This window comes from Humibacter soli, from assembly GCF_054779035.1.
The window spans coordinates 720,625-739,387 of the sequence record NZ_BAAGYX010000002.1 but is presented as its reverse complement, the minus strand read 5'-3'; the positions used below and the strand labels follow the sequence as shown (position 1 = coordinate 739,387).

The following is an 18,763-nucleotide window of genomic DNA, read 5'->3' as shown; positions in this document are numbered from 1 at the left end:
CCTACCAGAGCCGGGGATGTCGACGCCCGGCCCCCGCACTCAGAACGAGTCACCGCCGAGCGTCGCTCATCCCTTGGAGCGCCGAGCGATCCCGTTCACGAATTCGGCCTGGCCCAGGTGCTTGACGTTGTCGTCGATGATGCTGATCAGGCGCACTCCGAGGGTGACCGGCGGGTTCCAGTGGGAATCGACGACGCGATCGAGGTCGGCGTCGCTCGTCGCCGCGAGCTGTGCGATCGTGACCCGCTGCGTCGCGTCGTAGTACCCGCGGAGCAGCTCCGCAGAGACGTCGACCGCGGCCACCTCGTCCCGCGAGTGGCCGTAACCCGTCGCGCTGCGCGAGAACGGAAGGGCGAAGCGGTCCGCCCAGCCCTCCGACTCCCATACCTGCTCGAGTCCGTATGCCGAGGCGATCTGGGCGTCTTGGCCGCGAGCGAGGTGCCACACCAGCCACGCGATCGTGTTGGCATCGTGGTCGACGCGGAACGTCAGCGTCGCGTGGTCGGTGTCCGCAAGAAGGCGGTGCACGCCCTGTCCGATGCGATCGACCGCGTCGGTCAGAAGGTCCCTGGTGTCCATATGGTTGCTCCGCTCATGGTGTCGACGTGGGCATCCGTCACGTTACGCCTGGTGCGTCCTCCGCTGGCAGCCTCCCACCGTGGGATCGCGCACCCGGCCCCGCTGCGCTGATCCCACTCGACCAGCCGGAGTGCCTCAGGTCGTGAGGTCGTAGAGCGTCACGCCACCGACGGTCTTCGCCGTGAAGTTCTTCGCAACCCACGACGCGATCGAGCTCGAGTCACTGCTCCCGCCGTTCGAGGCCCCGACGGACCCGCCGATGAAGTAGTGGATGCGCCCCTCGGCGACCAGCTTGGTGAACTCCGCGAGCGTCGGCGACGGGTCGCTGCCGTTGAAGCCGCCGATCGGCATCACCGCGTCGCCGGTCGCCAACTGGTACCCGGCGGCGCTGTTGGAACCGATCGCAGCGGCTACCCAGGTGTAGCGGCCGGCGTTCTTCTGCAGCATCGCCTTGAGCGAGGAGCTCACGGCGGACGATCCGAGCAGGTTGCCCATGCCGCCGCCGGCGGCCGCCTGAGCTCCGCCCTGCGTCGTACCGCCCTGGGTCTGCCCCGGCGGGTTCTCGCCGAAGCCACCGCCAGGACCTCCCTGGCCGAATCCACCCTGGCCGGTCGTTCCCTGGCCCGTCCCGCCTTGCGCCGCCCCGCCTTGGCCGGCCGCGCCTTGGCCTGGGCCACCCCTGCCGCCGACGCCACCGCCGGGCCCGCCCATGCCACTCGCCACCGCGGGACCCGCCGTCACGATCGAGCCGTTGTGCGGAGTCGTGACCGTTTCGATCGTGTAGGCGAGCGGTGCTAGCAACACGGCGACGAGCGCGACGGCGGCAGCGACGGCGGACATCCGTGCGGTCTTCCATCCGATGCACAGCAGCACGGCTCCGGCGAGCGCGATCACGACGACGAGCCACTTCAGCCAGGGCAGCCAAGCGGATGCCTCCTCGAGAAGCACGAACGCCCACATGGCGCTGCCGAGCACGAGGGCCGCGGCCACGATGCGTGCCCAGAGCGACGCCCGCTTGCTCCAGAGCAGCGAGGCGCCGATCGCCACGACCGCCGCCAGCGAGGGAGCGAGAGCCACCGTGTAGTAGGCGTGGAAGATCCCGGCCATGAAGCTGAACGCGAGAGCGGTGACCAGCAGCGAGCCGCCGAAGAGCAGAAGGGTCGCGCGGCGGACATCAGTGCGCGGGGCCCGGCCGATGATCACGATGCCGACGACGAGCAGCACGAGAGCGGCGGGGAGCAGCCACGAGATCTGTCCGCCGATCTCGTTCTCGAACAGGCGCAGGATGCCCGTCGCACCCCACATCCCTGCCCCGCCACCCGCGGCGTTGCCTCCACCACCGGTCACGCTGCCGGTCTCTGCGCCGGTGATGCGCCCGAAGCCGTTGTAGCCGAATGTCAGCTGAAGGAAGCTGTTGTTCTGCGATCCGCCGATGTAGGGACGGGCTGAGGCAGGCACGAGTTCTACGATCGCGACCCACCAACCGGCAGACACGACGATCGCGCCGAGCGCCGCGACCACGTGCAGGAATCGCCTGCCGACCGTCGCCCTCGCCATGGTCAGATATGCGAGCCCGAGCACGGGCACCACGAGGAATGCCTGCAGTTGCTTCGTGAGGAAGGCGAAGCCGATCATGACCGCTGCCCAGATCACCCAGCGGATGCGCCCCGACTCGATGCCGCGCAGCGTGAAGTAGGTCGCGAGCACCGTGAGCAGAACGAGCAGGGCGTCCGGATTGTTGAAGCGGAACATCAGGGCCGCGACGGGCGTCAGCGCGAGCACGCCGCCGGCCAGCAGCGCCGTTCCCGCTGAGAAGTGCCTGCGCACCGTGAGATAGAGGATGCCCACCGTCGCGACGCCCATGATCGCCTCGGGCAGCAGGATGCTCAACGGGCTCAGCCCGAACACACGCGCAGAGAGCTCCATGAGCCACAGGCTGGCCGGCGGCTTGTCGACGGTGATGGAGTTGCCCGCGTCGGAGGAGCCGTAGAAGAAGGCCTCCCAATTCGTGGTTCCGGCCTGCACCGCAGCGGAGTAGAAGGAGTTCGCCCATCCGCTGGCGGCGAGGTCCCACACGTAGAGCACGGCGGTGACGACGAGCAGACCGAGCAAGGCGGGACGCTCCCAACGTGCGGCATCCGCACGACCGCGGACGAGGCGACCGCCGATCTCCTTCAGGCGCGAGCCCGGCGGGGCGTCAGCTCGGCTCCGTCGGCCCTGCGATGCGCCGTTCACCCCTGGAGAGGCACCGTGCGGCTCGGTCGGGATCGCTGTGGTCGAAGTGGTCGTGGTCATGAGCTGCTCGCTTTCTGTGTGGTCGGTGTCGGCATCGGCGAAGGAACGGCGGCGGATCGTCCGCGTCGGAATACCCATGCCCTCAGGAGCACGAAGCGCAGCGCGGTGGCGACGAGGTTCGCGGCGGTCAGCGCGACGAGCTCCACGGAGGGTCGGGCATCCGGGTCGACGAGGTGCAGCACCCCGAGGGAGCCCGACGTGATCCCCCACGCGATGCCGAAGACGACGAGGCCCTGCGCCTGGTGCGTTGCGGCCCGCTCCGTGCCGCGCACCCCGAACGTGAAGCGCCGGTTGGCCCAGGTGTTCGCGATGGCGGTGATGAGCAGGGCGATGAAGTTCGCGACCTGTGCCGACATCGCGTGCTGCAGCAGCAGATAGAGCAGCGCGTAGGCGACGGTGCTGAGCACGCCGACGACGCCGAACCGCAGCACCTGGCCGAAGAACCCCGGCCGCGTAGGCGGCTCGTACGGACGCCTGCCGAACTCCGCGTAGATCGCTGCGAGCGGCACGCGCCCGCGAGCGAGGCTCCACCACACCCGGCCGAGCCCGCGCACGTCGGCGAGGGCCGTCGCCCAGACGTCGACAGAACTCTGCGGGTCGTCCACCCAGTCGACGGGGACCTCATGGATGCGCAGCCCTGCTCGTTCCGCCAGCAGGAGCAGCTCGGTGTCGAAGAACCAGCCGTTGTCCTCCACCAGCGGCAGCAGTCGGTGTGCGACATCGGTGCGCATGGCCTTGAATCCGCACTGCGCATCGCTGAACCGGGCGCCGGTCATCCGCAGCATGGTGTTGTACCCGCGGGAGATGAACTCGCGCTTGCCACCGCGGGTGACGCGGGATGCCCTGTCGAGCCTGGTGCCGATGGCGACATCCGAGTGCCCGGAGAGCAGCGGAGCGACCAGCGGCGGCATGGCGGCCAGGTCGGTCGAGAGATCGACGTCGAGGTAAGCCACCACCGTGGCCGACGACGCGAGCCACACCTGTTTGAGCGCTCGTCCCCGCCCCTTCTCGACGAGGTGGACGGAGACCACGCCCGCGAGCTCCGTCGCCAGAGCGTCGGCGATGCCGGGGGTGGCATCCGTGCTCGCGTTGTCGGCGATGGTGATGCGCCATGACGCGTTGACCTGAGTGGCCAGGTAGTCGTGCAGGGAGCGCACGCTCTCAGCGAGGGAGCGCTCTTCGTTGTACACCGGCACGACCACGTCGAGGTCGAGTCGGTTCTTCGGGGGGCTACCGTTCTCGAACATGCCGGCCATGCTGCCGGGCAGGCTTCGGCGGTGCCTTTGCCCTGATTGTCACGAATTCATGTGACTACCGTAAGAATTCGGGGAGCGTCCAGTGGGCCTCCTGTGAGCGCGGGCATCGCCGCGGCACCGACCCCCGCTGGTCGAGTAGCGGGGAGGGACGCCCTAGTGCGCCAGCGCCTGCTCGACGTCGGCGATGAGGTCGCGAACGTCTTCGATGCCCACGGAGAGACGCACGATGTTCGCGGGCACCTCGAGCTCGGTCCCCCGCACAGATGCATGCGTCATCTCGCTCGGGTACCCGATCAGCGACTCAACTCCGCCCAGAGACTCGGCGAGCTGGAAGACCCGGGTGGACTCTGCGAAGCGATGTGCGGCATCCGCTCCCCCGCGCAGCGCGACGGAGAGCATGCCTCCGAACCGCGACATCTGCCGAGCGGCCAGCTCGTGTCCTGGGTGGTCGGGCAGGCCCGGGTAATAGACGTGCTCGATCGCCGGATGCTCCGCAAGACGCTCAGCGATCGCCTGAGCGTTCTCGGAGTGACGCTGCAGCCGCACGTCGAGGGTCTTGATGCCGCGCACGGTCAGCCACGCCTCCATGGGCGCCGCGATGGCGCCGGCGGCGAACTGCTGGAACGCGACCTTCTCGGCCAGACTGTGCTGTTCGGGCGTGGCATCGCGGAGCACGAGGGCGCCACCGATCACATCGGAGTGCCCGCCGAGGTACTTGGTCGTCGAGTGCACGATGACGTCGGCGCCCAGCGACAGCGGGCGCTGCAGGGCGGGCGACGCGAACGTGTTGTCGACCACGACCACCGCGCCGACCGCGTGACCCAGCTCGGCGAGCGCCGCGATGTCACTGATCTTCATGAGCGGGTTGCTCGGGGTCTCGATCCAGAGCATCTTCGTGCCGTCGGTGGCAAGCGCGTCGCGCACCGCGTCGAGGTCGGTGAGGTCGACGGCCGTGTGCCTGATGCCCCACTCGCCGTGGATGCGGTTGATCAGCCGGTGCGTGCCGCCGTAGACGTCGTTGCCCATCACCACGTGGTCGCCCGGTCGCAGCGCACTGCGCAGCAGGGCGTCCTCCGCGGCCAGCCCTGACGCGAACGCCAGCCCACGGTCGCCGCCCTCGAGTGCTGCGAGCAGTGTCTCCAGCGAGGTGCGGGTCGGGTTGCCCGAGCGGCCGTACTCGTAGCCGCCGCGGAGCCCGCCGATGCCATCCTGAACGAAGGTCGACGACTGGTAGATCGGCGGGATGATCGCGCCCGTGATGGGGTCGAACTCTTGCCCAGCATGGATGGCGAGGGTCGCGAACCCGTCGCTCGCCGTGTTCTCAGCGTCGTGGTGTGCGTCGGTCATGGTCGTCTCCGGTTCGGATGGATGGTCGGTCTAGTCGGTGGTGGGCTGCGGTGGCCAGCCGAGGGCTGCGGTGGGCTGCAGAGGCTGATGTGGCCAGCTGCCCCTGCGCATAACTCCTGCAATCTGCGGGTGCTCGGGATCGGGATCCGCGTCGCCACGCGGCGCCGCCTGAGCTGGTCGGCAGATCTGCAGGAGTTATGAACGGACATCGGACCGCACCAGGGGCAGGGTCAGCGGCTCAGGAAGGCCAGCAGGTCGGCCCGGGTGATCACCGAGACGGGCTTGCCGCCGTCGGTCACCAGCAGTGCGCCGGTCTCGCCGAGTGCTGCGCGAGCGGCGCCGACGGGCTCGTTCACGCCGATCAGCGGCAACGGGTCGCCCGTCACCGAGGCGACGCTGTCTGCCATGGCGACGCGTCCGGCGAAGATCGCATCAAGCAGCGCGCTCTCGTCCAGCGACCCGACGACCTCGCCGATCACGACGGGCGGCTCGGCGCTCAGCACGGGGAGCTGGCTGACGCCGAACTCGTTCATGATGGCGATCGCATCGTGCACCGTGTCGGTCGGATGCGCGTGGACCAGGTCGGGAAGCTGGCCCGACTTGCTCGCGATCACCTCGCGCACCGTTGCCTCACCGGACACGTCGCTGAAGCCGTAGGAGCGCATCCACGAGTCGTTGAAGATCTTGCCGAGATACCCTCGGCCACCGTCCGGCAGTAGCACCACGACGATGTCATCCGGCCCGAGGTCCTTCGCTGCGCGCAGCGCCGCGACGACGGCCATGCCGCTCGAACCTCCGACCAGCAGACCCTCCTCGCGGGCGAGCCTGCGGGTCATGGCGAACGAGTCCGCGTCGGACACCGCGATGATCTCGTCGGGGATGGACGGGTCGTACGCGCTCGGCCAGAAGTCCTCGCCGACGCCCTCGACCAGGTAGGGCCGACCCGTTCCGCCCGAGTACACCGATCCCTCGGGATCCGCGCCGATCACGCGAACTCGGCCCTCGGAGACCTCCTTGAGGTAGCGACCCGTGCCCGAGATGGTGCCGCCAGTGCCGACGCCGGCGACGAAATGCGTCACGCGTCCGTCGGTGTCGCGCCAGATCTCCGGCCCGGTCGTCTCGTAGTGGCTGAGCGGGCCGTTCGGGTTGGCGTACTGGTTCGGCTTGAAGGCTCCGGGGATCTCGCGCGCGAGTCGGTCGGAGACGCTGTAGTACGAGTCGGGGTCGTCGGGCGCGACGGATGTCGGCGTCACGTGGATCTCGGCGCCATACGCGGTGAGCACGTTGCGCTTGTCCTCACCGACCTTGTCCGGCAGAACGAAGACGCAGCGATACCCCCGCTGCTGCGCGACGAGCGCGAGCCCCACGCCGGTGTTGCCGCTCGTGGGCTCCACGATCGTGCCGCCCGGCTTGAGCAGGCCGTCGCGCTCGGCGGCGTCGATGATCCGCTCGGCGATGCGGTCCTTGCTCGAGCCGCCGGGGTTCAGGTACTCGACCTTCACGAAGACCGTCGCGGCGATGCCGTCAGTCACGTGGTTCAACCTGACGAGCGGAGTGTTGCCGATGAGGTCGGTGATGGAGGCGGCGAACTTCATGGTCATCCTGACGTGTGTGTTTGGGCTGGTCGACGAGGTGCTGCCAACGTGCCCACACGGGCGACGAGGCTCAGCGGCAGTAGCGACAACAGCTCAGGAACACGGCACAACCCTATGTCATCCTCGCCTGCTCGCGCGCACCGGCCCGACCCTAGACTTGCCGCATGTCCGTCTCGTCGCTCACGAACGCGGCCCAGGACTACCTCAAGGTGATCTGGGCCGCGACCGAATGGGGCGAGGGCGCCGCAACGGTGACGGCGCTCGCAGCGCGAATCGGTGTGCGGGCGGCCACGGTGTCCGACGGGATCCGCCGCCTCACCGAGCAGGGACTCGTCGTGCACGAACCCTACGGAGCCGTCGAGCTCACGCCGGCCGGACGCGCCCACGCCCTCGCGATGGTGCGAAGGCACCGGCTGATCGAGACCTTCCTCGTCGAGACGCTCGGCTACCCGTGGGACGAGGTTCATGACGAGGCGGAGGTGCTCGAGCACGCCGTGTCGGACACACTCGTCGACCGCATCGACGCCACGCTCGGGCATCCTGTTCGCGACCCCCACGGCGATCCCATCCCGACTGCCGACGGCGACCCGCGAACCCCGAAGGCCGAGCAGCTCACCACCGCGGAGGAAGGCACGACCAGCAACGTCGTTCGCATCTCGGATGCCGACCCCGCCGTGCTGCGCTATCTCGCCGAGCGGGGCGTGCGATTGGATGTCGGAGTCACAGTGATCGAGGCGCGTCAGTTCGCCGGGGACGTCGTGGTCTCGATCGACGGCGCTCCACCGGTAACACTGGGCACCGTCGCTGCCTCTGCGATCTGGGTGGACGCCGTCTGATCCTCGCCGGCGTCCCGGGGATCGCGCGGCACCAGCGGCACCGCTGCGACCGGCGCGAGGGCAACGAGCGCGAAGGCGAACGGGAACCCGACAACGGTGATCAGCCCGCCGACGGCCGGTCCGACGATCGACGCAGCCAAGAATTGACCGGTGTTCTGCGCACCGAGCGCCCTGCCCGACCAGAACGGCCCGGCCAGCTCGGCCACTGCTGTGTAGGCGAGCCCGTTGTCCGCGACGGTCACTGTTGCGGCCACGATCAGCAGGGCTGCGGCCGTCCATGCGGGGACCAGGTCGCCGAAGGCGAGCGCGAGCATCACTGCGGCCGCCAGCCACGCAACCCAGCGCAGCGGCCGCAGCCTGCTGCCCACGCGGTCGGAGAGCACACCGACCGCGACCCGCCCGAGAGCGCCGACGAACTGCGAGACGCCGATCACGATGCCGGCAGCCGTCTCGTTCATCCCCCGATCCGCTGTCAGCCACACCAAGCCGAAGATCGACACGGTGAACTGCGGAACCACCAGCAAGGCGGACGCGGCGTGGATGCGCACCAGGGTGGCGCTGCCCCGGTACGGGTTCGCGGGACGGGATGCCCCGGCGCTGTCATCCGATCGCTTCGGTCGTGGCGGGTCGACGATCACGATCGCGCTCACCACGGCCAGCACTCCGGTCAGCACCATGGGCAGCGCCATCGCAGCCGGGATGCCCCCGTATCGTGCGAGTGGCGGGATAGCGATCGCCGCGACCGCAACGCCTAGCGGCTGGCACATCTGACGGATGCCCATGGCGAGTCCGCGGCGCTCCTTGCGGAACCACCCGACGACCACGCGACCGCTGGCGACGTTGGTGCTCGCGGATGCCGCGCCGCCCAGCAGCAGGAAGGCACCGAGGCCGACGTATCCCGATCCCGCGCTCACCACGGCGATTGCGCCCGCCGCGGCCAGGGCGGTCAGCGCCATGCCCGCCGCGATGACCCATCGCTCGCCGACCCGATCGGTCAGCGCTCCCCATGCCACGAGCGTCAGCACCAGCCCGAGGGTCGGGGCCGATGCCAGCAATCCCGCCTGGGCCAACGGGATGCCCTGCTGTGTGTGCAGCAGGGGGATGAGGAACGCCGGTGCCGACTGGAACACCGTCCCCGCCGCCTGTGCGAGCACCGCGGTCGCGAGCATGAGCCAGGGCCGTATCGATCCGACGCGGGGCTCGGCGGAGGGGCGTGATGTGCGTTCCATACGGGATACCGTAGTGGTATACCAATCGTCGATGCAAACCAGCCCTGACCCTCGCGCGACGACCGATCGAGGTCGAGTACCAGAGCCGTCAGATCTCAACCCACAAGGAGCCGGCGGACCTCGGCCAACCGTTCCACCGGCCGGCTAGCGCGCGACGATCCCCATCCGCGGCAGGCACAGCGTGCGGAAGGCGTCGATCACGGAGACCGTGACATCCAGAGAGTCGGCGAGGAAGGATGCGTCGTCGCTGATGCGCTCCAGGGATGCGTACTCGTCGCAATCGATGAGAAGTCGCGCCGCGAAGGCATCGGCCTGACGCTCCCACACCTCAGGGTCGCCTCCCGCTGCCTCAGCATGTCCGTAGTGGACATGACCGAGTTCGTGGGCGAGTACCGACCGAACCTCCATCGGCGTGAGCTTCCGGTCGAGATAGACGCAGGCGCGGTCCGGCAGATAGCAGCCCAGAAGGCCGGCGGGCATCGAAGTCGAGATGATCGCGACACCGTAGTTCCGAGCCAGCGCCTGCAGCGTCTCCAGTGACGCGCTATTCCGCATGGCCGACATCCGTCTTGCGACCTCCCTTCTTCGCCGCCCGAGGAATATCCACATCATCGGGGAAGGCACCGACATCCGGCCTGCTCCCCGCACCCCTGCCCGCGGCACCCCCGTCGACCACCCGGCCGCCCGCGTTGTCCGCTGGGCCGTACTCGACGACGACACGGGAGTAGGCGAGGTCGACGATGACCTGCGGCTCCACGCCGATCACCTCGCACGCCTCGCAGAGCACGGCGAGGGGCAGCTCGACGCGTCCGTTGAGCCAGCGATTGAACGCGGCGGGGGAACGTTGCGCCTCCAGGGCGACCGCCTTCGCTGTGTACCCGCGGGCGGTGATCTTGCCCTTCAGTTCGAGGCCCACGTAACGGGAGAAGAGCATCGCCCTTTGGCGCTTATCCATGAAACGACACTCTAGAGGTCATTTTGAGCATCTGCAATATCTGTTGTGATATCCGCTCACTCTTGACTATTGTCCGTTCTGACACCAGAATTGTCTATGTGAGCACTTCGGAGACGAGGCGCACGGCCGAGGCGGTGAACAACGCAATCGACGCCTCGGGACACGCGCGACGAACCATCGCACAGCAAACAGGCATCCCCTACCCCACGCTGACGCGCAAGCTGGCAGGCAAGACCGCATTCAACTTCAGCGAGCTGTTCCTCATCGCGGAGGCGACCGGCGTGACCCCCTCGCGCTTCGTGCCCTGCGCATCCCCCGCCCTGCCCTGATCGGTGGCGCGCCCCGTTCCCCTGGGCCCCGCGCCTCCCAGCCCTCGCTCCATCCGCACCCCGTCCCCCACCTCTGCTCCTCCCCTCTTCCCCCCTCCCCCTCAAGTCGTCGCCACATTCAGCGGGTTCACCGACCCGGATGCGACATCAACTGGCGACGACTTGAGGTGGGCGCCGAGAGGCATCCACCCGTTCCGCGGCGCTGCACTCGGCGCGCCCATCGCGGCGCCCAACCCACCCGACCCACCCCACTGCGGCACGCGAGCCGCCTCCGCCGCGCTCAACCTGCCCCGCCGCCACGCTCGACCCCGCCTCAGGTGTGTGGCCGTATCCTCCCGGACCAAGTCGTCGCCACTTTCTGCGGATACACCGCGCGCCGTGCCACAACAAGTGGCGACGACTTGGGCGTGGGCGTATTCGAGCTGGGACATCCGAGATTGGCGCCGCATGGGCTCGCCCTAGGGCCGCCCTCTCGGGGCCGCCCGCTCGGGGCCGCCCTCTCGAGTGCCCGCACGCACTCACGCGAGGCTGCATCCCCACGCCACTTGCTCGGGTGTTACCCGCAGTCTCGGCGTCGGCGTGCAGTCTCGCGAGTGGGGTGATTGGGCGGCGCCGCCGCCTGGGGTGGGGCGCAGTCGCCGCCTTGGGTGGGCGGCGCAGCCGCTGCGGGTAGCGGCGCAGCGCAGCTGCGTGTGGGCGGCGCAGCCGCATCCGGGGTGGGCGCCGCGACGCCGCACCGGCATACTGGACCGAACGGAGTTAGCGGGGGAACGGGCATCCATGGCGGAGCGATCACAGACCGAACTGGTGTACGAGCAGGTGCGCCAGGCGATCCTGTCGCTCGACATCGTTCCAGGGGCACGGCTCAGTGAACGCGGACTCGAGGGCGACTTCGGGGCGTCACGGACTCCGGTGCGCGCCGCCCTGATGCGGCTGCAATCCGAGGGCCTCGTCGACCGCGACGGGCGCAACTGGCACGCGACGCCGATCGACCTCGACGACGTCGCCGCCCTCGCCGAGTACCGCGAGGCCGTGGAGGCCGCGGCTGCGCGCCTGGCGTGCGCGCGGGCATCCGACGACGACATCGCCGCGTTCGCAGAGGCGACGGCACGGCATCCGGATGACTCCCCCGGCGACGAGACCGAGGGGATGCGCCGTGGGTCGGACTTCCACAGCGGACTTGCGGCGCTCAGCGGCAACCGGTTCGTCGAGCAGGCCGTGCACGACGCCATGACCAGGATGGCCCGCGCACGCTGGCTCGAGATGCGCACGGAAGAGGGTCGCATGGAGGCGTGGCGCGAGCACACCGCGATCGTCGACGCGATCGTGCGCCGCGATCAGGATGCCGCGTCGAAGGCCATCGCGCACCACTCGCAGGCCAACCTCGAGCGTCTGCTCGCGTCGATCCGTTCGGACCGCAGGGCGTTCGGCGCCCGCGGCCTCCGCATCGTCGGGGAGTGACCTGCCGACCAACGGCAACGGCAACGGCAACGGCAACGGCAACGGCCGCAGGATGACCGGCGCGACCAGATAACCGGCGCAGTGAATCCCGGCGCGGCCAAACCCCTCCGGGGATCCGACGGTAGCGTCGACACGTGGAACTGCGCCAACTCGAACACTTCATCGCCGTCGCCGAGGCGCGGCACTTCACCAAGGCCGCGAGCGCGCTGAACATCTCGCAGTCCGGACTGTCGGCATCCATCCGGGCGTTGGAGAGCGAGCTCGGCACCGAGCTGTTCCTGCGCAGCACCCGCCGTGTCGAGCTGACCCAGGCCGGGCACGCCCTGTTCACCGAGTCGGTGCGCACCGTCGCCAGCGCGGCAGCCGCACGGGATGCCGTGACAGCGGTCAAGGGCGTGCTGTCCGGCACGCTCAGCGTCGGCTCTGAGCAGTGCCTTGGCGTGTGCGACCTGCCTGCCGAGCTCGCGACGTTCCGCACTCGACACCCCGGCGTCGGGGTGCGGCTCAGTTTCGCCGGCTCGACGCGACTCCTCGACGAGGTCGCCGCCGGACGCATCGACATCGCGTTGATCGCCGAGTGCGGTCTGACCCCGCTCGGCGTCGCCGTGCGCCGCGTCTCGAGCGAGCCGTTCACCGTGCTCTGCAGCCCGTCGCATCCGTTCGCGACCGCCAGGTCACTGACCCTCGGGGATGTAGCGGATGAAACCCTGATCGGATTTCAGGGCGAGTGGGGAGCCCAAGTTCTCGTCGCCAGAGCGCTGGCGGCCATCGGGGTGCCGCAACGGGTGGAGCTGGAGACCAACGACGTGTCATCCCTGCTCGACCTGGTGCAGCACGGCCTCGGCATCGCCGTTGTGCCCGAGCACTTCTCCGCCAAGCGGCCGAAGGCGCTCGTCTCCGTGCCGCTCAACGCGCCGGGTCTTGAGTGGTCGGTCGGCCTCGCGACGGCGGGCGTCGTGAGCCCAGCGGCGAGGTCGTTCCTCGGTCAACTAAACGCCTCCGCCCTGGCCGCCTGAGCCACTCGGGCCGGCGACCAGGGCGGAAGCATCCGAACGATCGCCTACCAGGCGTAGTCCTCCGGAGCGGTCTTGTAGCCGGGGAACAGCTCGTCGAGGCGGGCGAGAACCTGAGCGTCGAGCTTCACGTCGAGCGAGCCGAGGATGCCGTCGAGCTGGTCCGCAGTGCGCGGTCCCGTGATCGGTCCGGTCACGGCCGGCTGGTGCAGCAGCCACGCGAGGGCGAGCTGAGCAGGGGTCGCGCCGAGCTCATCCGCAAGCGCCTCGTACGCCTCGAGCTGCGAACGGTGCGACTCGATCGACTCGGCCGAGCGTCCCTCGTTGCGTCGCGCGGTGTCGGACTGCGCCTTGATCACGCCGCCGAGCAGACCGCCCTGCAAGGGCGACCACGGGATGATGCCGAGACCGTAGTGCTGAGCGGCGGGGATGACCTCACGCTCGATATCTCGCACGATCAGGTTGTAGAGCGACTGCTCGCTCACCAGGCCGACGAAATGACGCGACTTCGCCGCCTCCTGAGCCTGGGCGATGTGCCAGCCGGCGAAGTTGCTGCTTCCGGCGTAGATGACCTTGCCCTGCTGAACGGCGACCTCGATGGCCTGCCAGATCTCGTCCCACGGCGTGTCCCTGTCGACATGGTGGAACTGGATGAGCTCGACGTGGTCTGTCTGCAGACGACGCAGGCTGGCGTCGATCGACTTGCGGATGTTGAACGCGGAGAGCTTGCCGCTGTTCGGCCACGTCTCGCCCATGTCGCCGTAGAGCTTGGTGGCGAGCACGGTCTTGTCGCGGCGAGCGCCGCCCTTCGCGAACCAGTTGCCGATGATCTCCTCGGTGTGGCCGTGATGGTCGGGGCCGCCGTATCCGTTGGCCGTGTCGAAGAAGTTGATGCCGTTGGCCTGCGCGGCGTCCATGATGGCGTGCGCGTCGGGCTCGGAAGTGCGGGGGCCGAAGTTCATCGTTCCGAGAACGATTCGGGAGACGACGAGGCCGGTCCGACCAAGGTGTGTGTAGTCCATGCTTCAAGACTGCCGCCCGATCGCTTCATCGGTCCAACGGGAAGATTCGATCGGTTCGTGCGCCCGATCTTCTGAATTCGTCCCCTTTAATGGGGGTTGTGCGAATCTGAGAAAGCTCTCAGACATTCGTTAGCAAGCGTGTACCGCAAACGCTTGCAGAGTGAGCGTGCACGGCCTAATTTCGCAAATGCGCCGGGAGCCAGATCCTGGTGCGCACCGTTCAACGGGGCGGGCCCGATGAACCTCTCACGCTGCTGCGCCAGCACTTTTCGACGTGTCGCGCGCGACCTTTCATCCGTCGATCCCCGCAGTCCGGTGCGGAACTGAGCCATGTGTTCGGTGAGCTCCGACACCTCAGCGATGCCGCTGCCGCCGTCATTCGTGGCGCCTCGGACGAACAGCGAATACGAGGACAACATGTCGAAGAACATCACACAGGCACTGAACATCAGGGGAGCGCTGAGGCGTAGGCGCTCCGTCATGAAAGTGGCGGCCATCGCCACGGCGGTCGCAACGGTCGCCGTGCTCAGCGCGTGCAGCTCGGGCAGCAGCGGATCGGGATCGACCAGCGCCGCCGCGGGCAACGCGACCAAGGGATCCATCACCTGGTGGGCGAGCCCCATCACGACGAGCGGCGCCGACCCGCGCACGGTTCTGATCAGCGACTTCGAGAAGAAATACCCGAACATCCACGTCAAGCTCATCAGCGCGCCGAACGACACCGACACGAACCGCGCGACCCTGACGACGCAGATCTCAGGCGGTGGCGGCCCCGACGTGTTCATGGGCGATGTCATCTGGCCTGCACAGTTCGGTGCACACCAGCTCGCCGTGCCTCTGTCGAAGTACCTGCCGAAGAGCTACTGGGACACCTTCGCGAACGGCCTGGTGGCCGGCGCGACCTACAACGGTGAGGTCTACGGTGCCCCGTTCTTCGAGGACCAGGGCTTCCTCTACTACCGCAAGGACCTGCTCGCCGCGAACAACATGAAGGTTCCGACGACGTGGGAGGAGCTCGTCTCAGACGCGAAGACCATCCAGGCCAAGGGCCAAGTGAAGTACGGCTACGTGTTCCAGGGTGCGAACTACGAGGGCGCGACGTGCAACTTCATGGAGTTCCTCGGTGACGCGGGCGGCACGGTGCTCAACAGCAAGGCGGACGCCTCGACGTTGAACAGCGCGGCAGCGACGAAGGCGCTCACCTTCGAGCAGTCGCTCGTCAAGAGCGGTGTGAGCCCGCAGGCTTCGTCGACGTTCCAGGAGACGCAATCGATGAACGCGTTCTCCGCGGGCGACGCGCTGTTCCTGCGCAACTGGGACTACGCGTACTCCACGTCGCAGGCATCCGGATCGGCCGTCGTCGGCAAGGTCGGCGTCTCCCCGATGCCGAACTTCCAGGGTCAGCCGACCCCCGGCTACTCGAACATCGGTGGTTGGAACCTCTACGTCAACCCGCACAGCAAGAACGTCGCGGCAGACCTGACCTTCATCAAGTGGATGACCGGCAATGACGCGCAGACGACGCTGGCTACGAAGTTCAGCGAGATCCCGACGAACGCGGCCGTGCGCTCGTCGTCGGCCGTGAAGAACGCCAACCCGGTGCTGGCCATCGTCTCGCAGACGAAGCTGATCGCCCGTCCGGCACAGACCCCCAACTACCCGGAGGTCAGCCAGGCGATCTACTCCAACGTCAACGGCGTGCTCGCAGGCTCGTTGAGTCCGCAGGAGGCCATCCAGAAGGCGAACAGCCAGATCAACACCGCCGTCAAGAACGGCGGCCTGTAAGACCGGCACGTGGTCGGGCCGAGGCGGGATGACCGACCTCGGCCCGGCCGCGGTGACCGTTCTCGGCCGAGGAGAGCGCAATGACAAGCACACACGTCGCGGCACCAGCGCGCAGCGGAGGACCACACCTGGGCGAACGCCGCAAGAAAGACGTCTACCGCCGCACCATGGCGAGGCTGGGTTGGGGCTTCTCCGCCCCCGCGCTTCTCGTCATCGCCGCCGTGACGATCTTCCCCATCATGTTCTCCGTCGTGATGAGCTTCAGCAACGTCAACGTGCTGGGCTCCGGCTTTCAGATCGACGGGTTCACGCTCGACAACTACAACGTCGTGCTGACCAACTCCACCTGGCAGTACGCGCTCGTCTTCACCATCGGATACACGGTGATCACCGTGATCGTCGAGATCATCCTCGGCACGCTCATCGCGCTCGTACTCGAACGGCTGGTCGGCGCGCGCGGCTGGATGATGGCGATGCTGCTCATCCCCTGGTCTCTGATCACCGTGATCTCGGCCACCCTGTGGGATTACATCTACGACCCCATCGCCGGAGTCGCGACCCAGATCCTGTCGGTGCTCGGGTTCGGGCATCCTGTGATCCTCGGATCGCCAGCCTCGGCCATCATCGCGATGATGATCGCCGACATCTGGAAGACGACGCCGTTCGTGGCGATCATCGTGCTCGCCGGTCTCGTCATGCTGCCTCGGGATGTGTACGAAGCCGCGGAGATCGACGGCGCGAACGGGTGGAAGACGTTCTGGCGGGTCACCGTGCCCCTGCTCAGGCCGACCATCGCCCTCGCCGTGCTGTTCCGGGTGCTGCAGGCGTTCGGAGTGTTCGACCTGCCGTTCGTGCTGACCCAGGGCGGTCCACAGAATGCGACGACCTCGCTCGCCATCCTCGGGTATAGAGCCATGTTCACCGACTTGAAATTCGGTCCAGGAGCCGCGGTGGCGACGACGACCGCGTTACTGGTGGTGCTCGGTTGTCTGTTGTTCCTGCGGGTGTTCCGTTCGCAGGTGTCTGAGACGGAGATCTGATCATGAGCAGCAGACGCACAACAGGCGGCCGCATCGGCCTGATCATCTCGTCGATCCTCGTCGTGATCTTCGTGATGGCACCGATCTACTGGATGCTCGCCACGAGCCTCAAGACCACGGCGGGCGTCGCGGCGGCGCCACCGCAGTGGTTCCCGAACCCGATCTCGGTCGAGAACTACGTCACGGCGTTCACGCAGTACAACTTCGGCCAGTACATCCTGAACTCGCTGATCGTCGCGATCGCCTCCACCGTGCTGGTGCTGGCGTTCGGAACGTTCGCGGGCTACGCGCTGGGACGTCTGCCGATGCGGGGGCGCTTCACGATCATGGTGCTGCTCCTGATCATCTCGGTGTTCCCGGCGATCGCGCTCATCGCGCCGCTCTACCTGCTGATGCGCAACCTCGGCTGGCTGAACAGCTACCAGGCGCTGATCGTGCCGTACACGGCACTGAACCTGCCCTTCGCGATCTGGATCCTCCGCAACTACTTCATCGGGGTTCCGAAGGAGATGGAGGAGACGGCGCGCATCGACGGGGCCGGCCCGTTCCGCACGGTCTGGCAGGTCGTGCTGCCGATGACGCTTCCTGGGCTGTTCACCGCGGGGATCTTCGCGTTCACCGCCTGCTGGACCGAGTTCCTGATGGCGCTCTCGTTCAACAGCGCCGACGCGTTCCGCACCATCCCGGTCGGCATCGCGCTCTTCGGCAACGCGCACATCACGCCGTACGGCACGATCTTCGCGGCGAGCGCGGTCGCCGTCGTTCCCATCGCCATACTCGTGCTCATCTTCCGAAGGTCGGTCGTGTCCGGGCTGACCTCTGGAGCCGTCAAGGGCTAGGTCCGTGGCTTCCACCGGCCGCACGCTGACCGGAGCTCGCGAGAGCGGTCGAACGAGCAGCATCACCGACATCGCGGGCGCCGCAGGCGTGTCGACCGCGACGGTCTCGCGTGCCCTCAGAGGCCTGCCGAACGTGTCGGAGACCACCCGCGACCGGGTGCGAAGGGCGGCGGATGACCTGGGATACGTCCCATCGTCGAGTGCGTCAGGACTGGCATCCGGCCGCACGATGGCGATGGGGGCCATCGTGCCGGGCCTCGCCCTGCCGTTCTGCGCCGAGGTGATCGAGGGCGTGGACGCCGTTCTGCGATCGGAGAGCTACGACCTCATCCTCTTCAGCCTCGGACAGCACGGCGGCGAGCGGGAGCGGGTGTTCCGTCGCACGATCCTGCGTCGGCGAACCGACGCGCTGATCGCGCTGTGCATCGACTTCGACGCGGAGGAGCGACGCCAGCTCGTCGCGACCGGCAACCCGGTGATGCTCGTCGGCGGCTCGGTGCGGGGGCTGCCCCATGTCGCCATCGATCAGGCGGACGCGGCCCGCATGGCGACACGTCACCTCATCGAGTCGGGCCACACGTGCATCGCGCACCTCGGCGGCGCAGGCTTGCCGGGGCGCACCAAGGCGACGGCGTCGCAGCGCCGCGAGGGGTACGAGAGCGCGTTGCGCGATGCCGGGATTCCGGTGCGGCCGGAGTTGGCGATCCGAGCCGACCCCGATCCGGCCATGACGCGAAGGAGGCTCGCGGCGCTGCTCACCGCGCGAGAGCCGAGGCCGACCGCGTTCTTCGCCGACTCGGACTCACTCGGAGTCATGGCCATCCTCGTCGCGGAGGGTGTCGGCCTGCGCGTGCCGTCCGAGCTCTCGGTAGCGGGCATCGACGACCACGGCCTTGCGGAGGTGTTCGGCCTCACCGCCGTGGCACAGGATCCGTTCGATCAAGGCGCGACGGCGGCCAGGATGCTGCTCGACCAGCTTGCCGGACGTCGCACCCGGCTGCGCTCGGCGCGGCATCCCGTGCGGCTCATCGAGAGGGGAAGCACGGCGCCCGCCCCCGCTGGCTGATGCCGCGCACACCGCAGGTTGAGGAGCACCGCGCAGCGGCGCGTCTCCCCCACACCGCAGGTTGAGGAGCACCGCGCAGCGGCGCGTCTCGAAACCCCCGGCCCGAGCGGGTTTCG

The 18,763-nt window shown here is 68.2% G+C and carries 17 protein-coding genes; 8 read left to right on the top strand and 9 right to left on the bottom strand.

The window, feature by feature from the left end; translation table 11 throughout:
- Window positions 1-66 precede the first annotated feature (66 nt).
- The 5 genes from ACYVDN_RS16650 to ACYVDN_RS16630 all read right to left on the bottom strand — a co-directional run bounded on the left by ACYVDN_RS16650 (window position 67) and on the right by ACYVDN_RS16630 (window position 7,072).
- Window positions 67-579, bottom strand: a complete 513-nt coding sequence (locus ACYVDN_RS16650) for a DinB family protein (protein WP_460573395.1) — start codon at window positions 577-579, stop codon at window positions 67-69.
- A 135-nt stretch (window positions 580-714) separates the two neighbouring features.
- Complete coding sequence (locus ACYVDN_RS16645) at window positions 715-2,874, bottom strand: glycosyltransferase family 39 protein (protein WP_460573393.1); 2,160 nt, start codon at window positions 2,872-2,874, stop codon at window positions 715-717.
- Window positions 2,871-4,121, bottom strand: a complete 1,251-nt coding sequence (locus ACYVDN_RS16640; RefSeq protein WP_460573391.1) for a bifunctional glycosyltransferase family 2/GtrA family protein — start codon at window positions 4,119-4,121, stop codon at window positions 2,871-2,873. Before ACYVDN_RS16640 ends, ACYVDN_RS16645 begins: the two co-directional genes overlap by 4 nt.
- Before the next feature lie 162 nt (window positions 4,122-4,283).
- Window positions 4,284-5,477 (bottom strand): PLP-dependent aminotransferase family protein, encoded by a 1,194-nt coding sequence (locus tag ACYVDN_RS16635; RefSeq protein WP_460573389.1) that lies wholly within the window; start codon window positions 5,475-5,477, stop codon window positions 4,284-4,286.
- A 230-nt stretch (window positions 5,478-5,707) separates the two neighbouring features.
- A complete protein-coding gene (locus ACYVDN_RS16630; protein ID WP_460573542.1) occupies window positions 5,708-7,072 on the bottom strand; it encodes a cystathionine beta-synthase in 1,365 nt (454 codons plus the stop codon).
- A gap of 164 nt (window positions 7,073-7,236) precedes the next feature.
- On the opposite strand from ACYVDN_RS16630, the gene ACYVDN_RS16625 reads away from it, so the two are divergent.
- Window positions 7,237-7,908 carry a metal-dependent transcriptional regulator gene (locus tag ACYVDN_RS16625; RefSeq protein WP_460573387.1) on the top strand — a complete coding sequence of 224 codons (672 nt, stop codon included), beginning with the start codon at window positions 7,237-7,239 and terminating at the stop codon, window positions 7,906-7,908.
- Here ACYVDN_RS16625 and ACYVDN_RS16620 read toward each other — a convergent pair.
- The 3 genes from ACYVDN_RS16620 to ACYVDN_RS16610 all read right to left on the bottom strand — a co-directional run bounded on the left by ACYVDN_RS16620 (window position 7,812) and on the right by ACYVDN_RS16610 (window position 10,092).
- Window positions 7,812-9,137 carry an MFS transporter gene (locus ACYVDN_RS16620; protein WP_460573385.1) on the bottom strand — a complete coding sequence of 442 codons (1,326 nt, stop codon included), beginning with the start codon at window positions 9,135-9,137 and terminating at the stop codon, window positions 7,812-7,814. The two genes, ACYVDN_RS16625 and ACYVDN_RS16620, sit on opposite strands and share 97 nt — an antisense overlap.
- A gap of 144 nt (window positions 9,138-9,281) precedes the next feature.
- Entirely contained in the window at window positions 9,282-9,692 is a 411-nt protein-coding gene (locus tag ACYVDN_RS16615; protein WP_460573383.1) for an ImmA/IrrE family metallo-endopeptidase, read from the bottom strand.
- A complete protein-coding gene (locus ACYVDN_RS16610; RefSeq protein WP_460573381.1) occupies window positions 9,682-10,092 on the bottom strand; it encodes a helix-turn-helix domain-containing protein in 411 nt (136 codons plus the stop codon). Before ACYVDN_RS16610 ends, ACYVDN_RS16615 begins: the two co-directional genes overlap by 11 nt.
- Window positions 10,093-10,190: 98 nt before the next feature.
- Here ACYVDN_RS16610 and ACYVDN_RS16605 point away from each other — a divergent pair, with 98 nt between their 5' ends.
- The 3 genes from ACYVDN_RS16605 (at window position 10,191) to ACYVDN_RS16595 (ending at window position 12,898) form a co-directional block, all read left to right on the top strand.
- On the top strand, window positions 10,191-10,421 hold the full coding sequence (locus ACYVDN_RS16605) for a helix-turn-helix domain-containing protein (protein WP_460573379.1): 231 nt from the start codon (window positions 10,191-10,193) through the stop codon (window positions 10,419-10,421).
- 780 nt (window positions 10,422-11,201) lie between these two features.
- Window positions 11,202-11,882, top strand: coding sequence for a GntR family transcriptional regulator (locus tag ACYVDN_RS16600; RefSeq protein WP_460573377.1), 681 nt, complete (start codon window positions 11,202-11,204; stop codon window positions 11,880-11,882).
- 134 nt (window positions 11,883-12,016) lie between these two features.
- Window positions 12,017-12,898 (top strand): LysR family transcriptional regulator, encoded by an 882-nt coding sequence (locus tag ACYVDN_RS16595; RefSeq protein ID WP_460573375.1) that lies wholly within the window; start codon window positions 12,017-12,019, stop codon window positions 12,896-12,898.
- A gap of 44 nt (window positions 12,899-12,942) precedes the next feature.
- On the opposite strand, the gene ACYVDN_RS16590 is transcribed toward ACYVDN_RS16595, so the two are convergent.
- Window positions 12,943-13,917, bottom strand: a complete 975-nt coding sequence (locus tag ACYVDN_RS16590; RefSeq protein WP_460573373.1) for an aldo/keto reductase — start codon at window positions 13,915-13,917, stop codon at window positions 12,943-12,945.
- Between the two features lie 417 nt (window positions 13,918-14,334).
- Here ACYVDN_RS16590 and ACYVDN_RS16585 point away from each other — a divergent pair, with 417 nt between their 5' ends.
- The 4 genes from ACYVDN_RS16585 (at window position 14,335) to ACYVDN_RS16570 (ending at window position 18,647) form a co-directional block, all read left to right on the top strand.
- Window positions 14,335-15,702: an ABC transporter substrate-binding protein gene (locus tag ACYVDN_RS16585; RefSeq protein ID WP_460573371.1), complete on the top strand. Its 1,368-nt coding sequence runs from the start codon at window positions 14,335-14,337 to the stop codon at window positions 15,700-15,702.
- Between the two features lie 80 nt (window positions 15,703-15,782).
- A complete protein-coding gene (locus tag ACYVDN_RS16580; RefSeq protein ID WP_460573370.1) occupies window positions 15,783-16,742 on the top strand; it encodes a carbohydrate ABC transporter permease in 960 nt (319 codons plus the stop codon).
- 2 nt (window positions 16,743-16,744) lie between these two features.
- Window positions 16,745-17,581: a carbohydrate ABC transporter permease gene (locus tag ACYVDN_RS16575; protein ID WP_460573368.1), complete on the top strand. Its 837-nt coding sequence runs from the start codon at window positions 16,745-16,747 to the stop codon at window positions 17,579-17,581.
- Window positions 17,582-17,585: 4 nt separating this feature from the next.
- Window positions 17,586-18,647, top strand: a complete 1,062-nt coding sequence (locus ACYVDN_RS16570; protein ID WP_460573366.1) for a LacI family DNA-binding transcriptional regulator — start codon at window positions 17,586-17,588, stop codon at window positions 18,645-18,647.
- Window positions 18,648-18,763 lie beyond the last annotated feature (116 nt).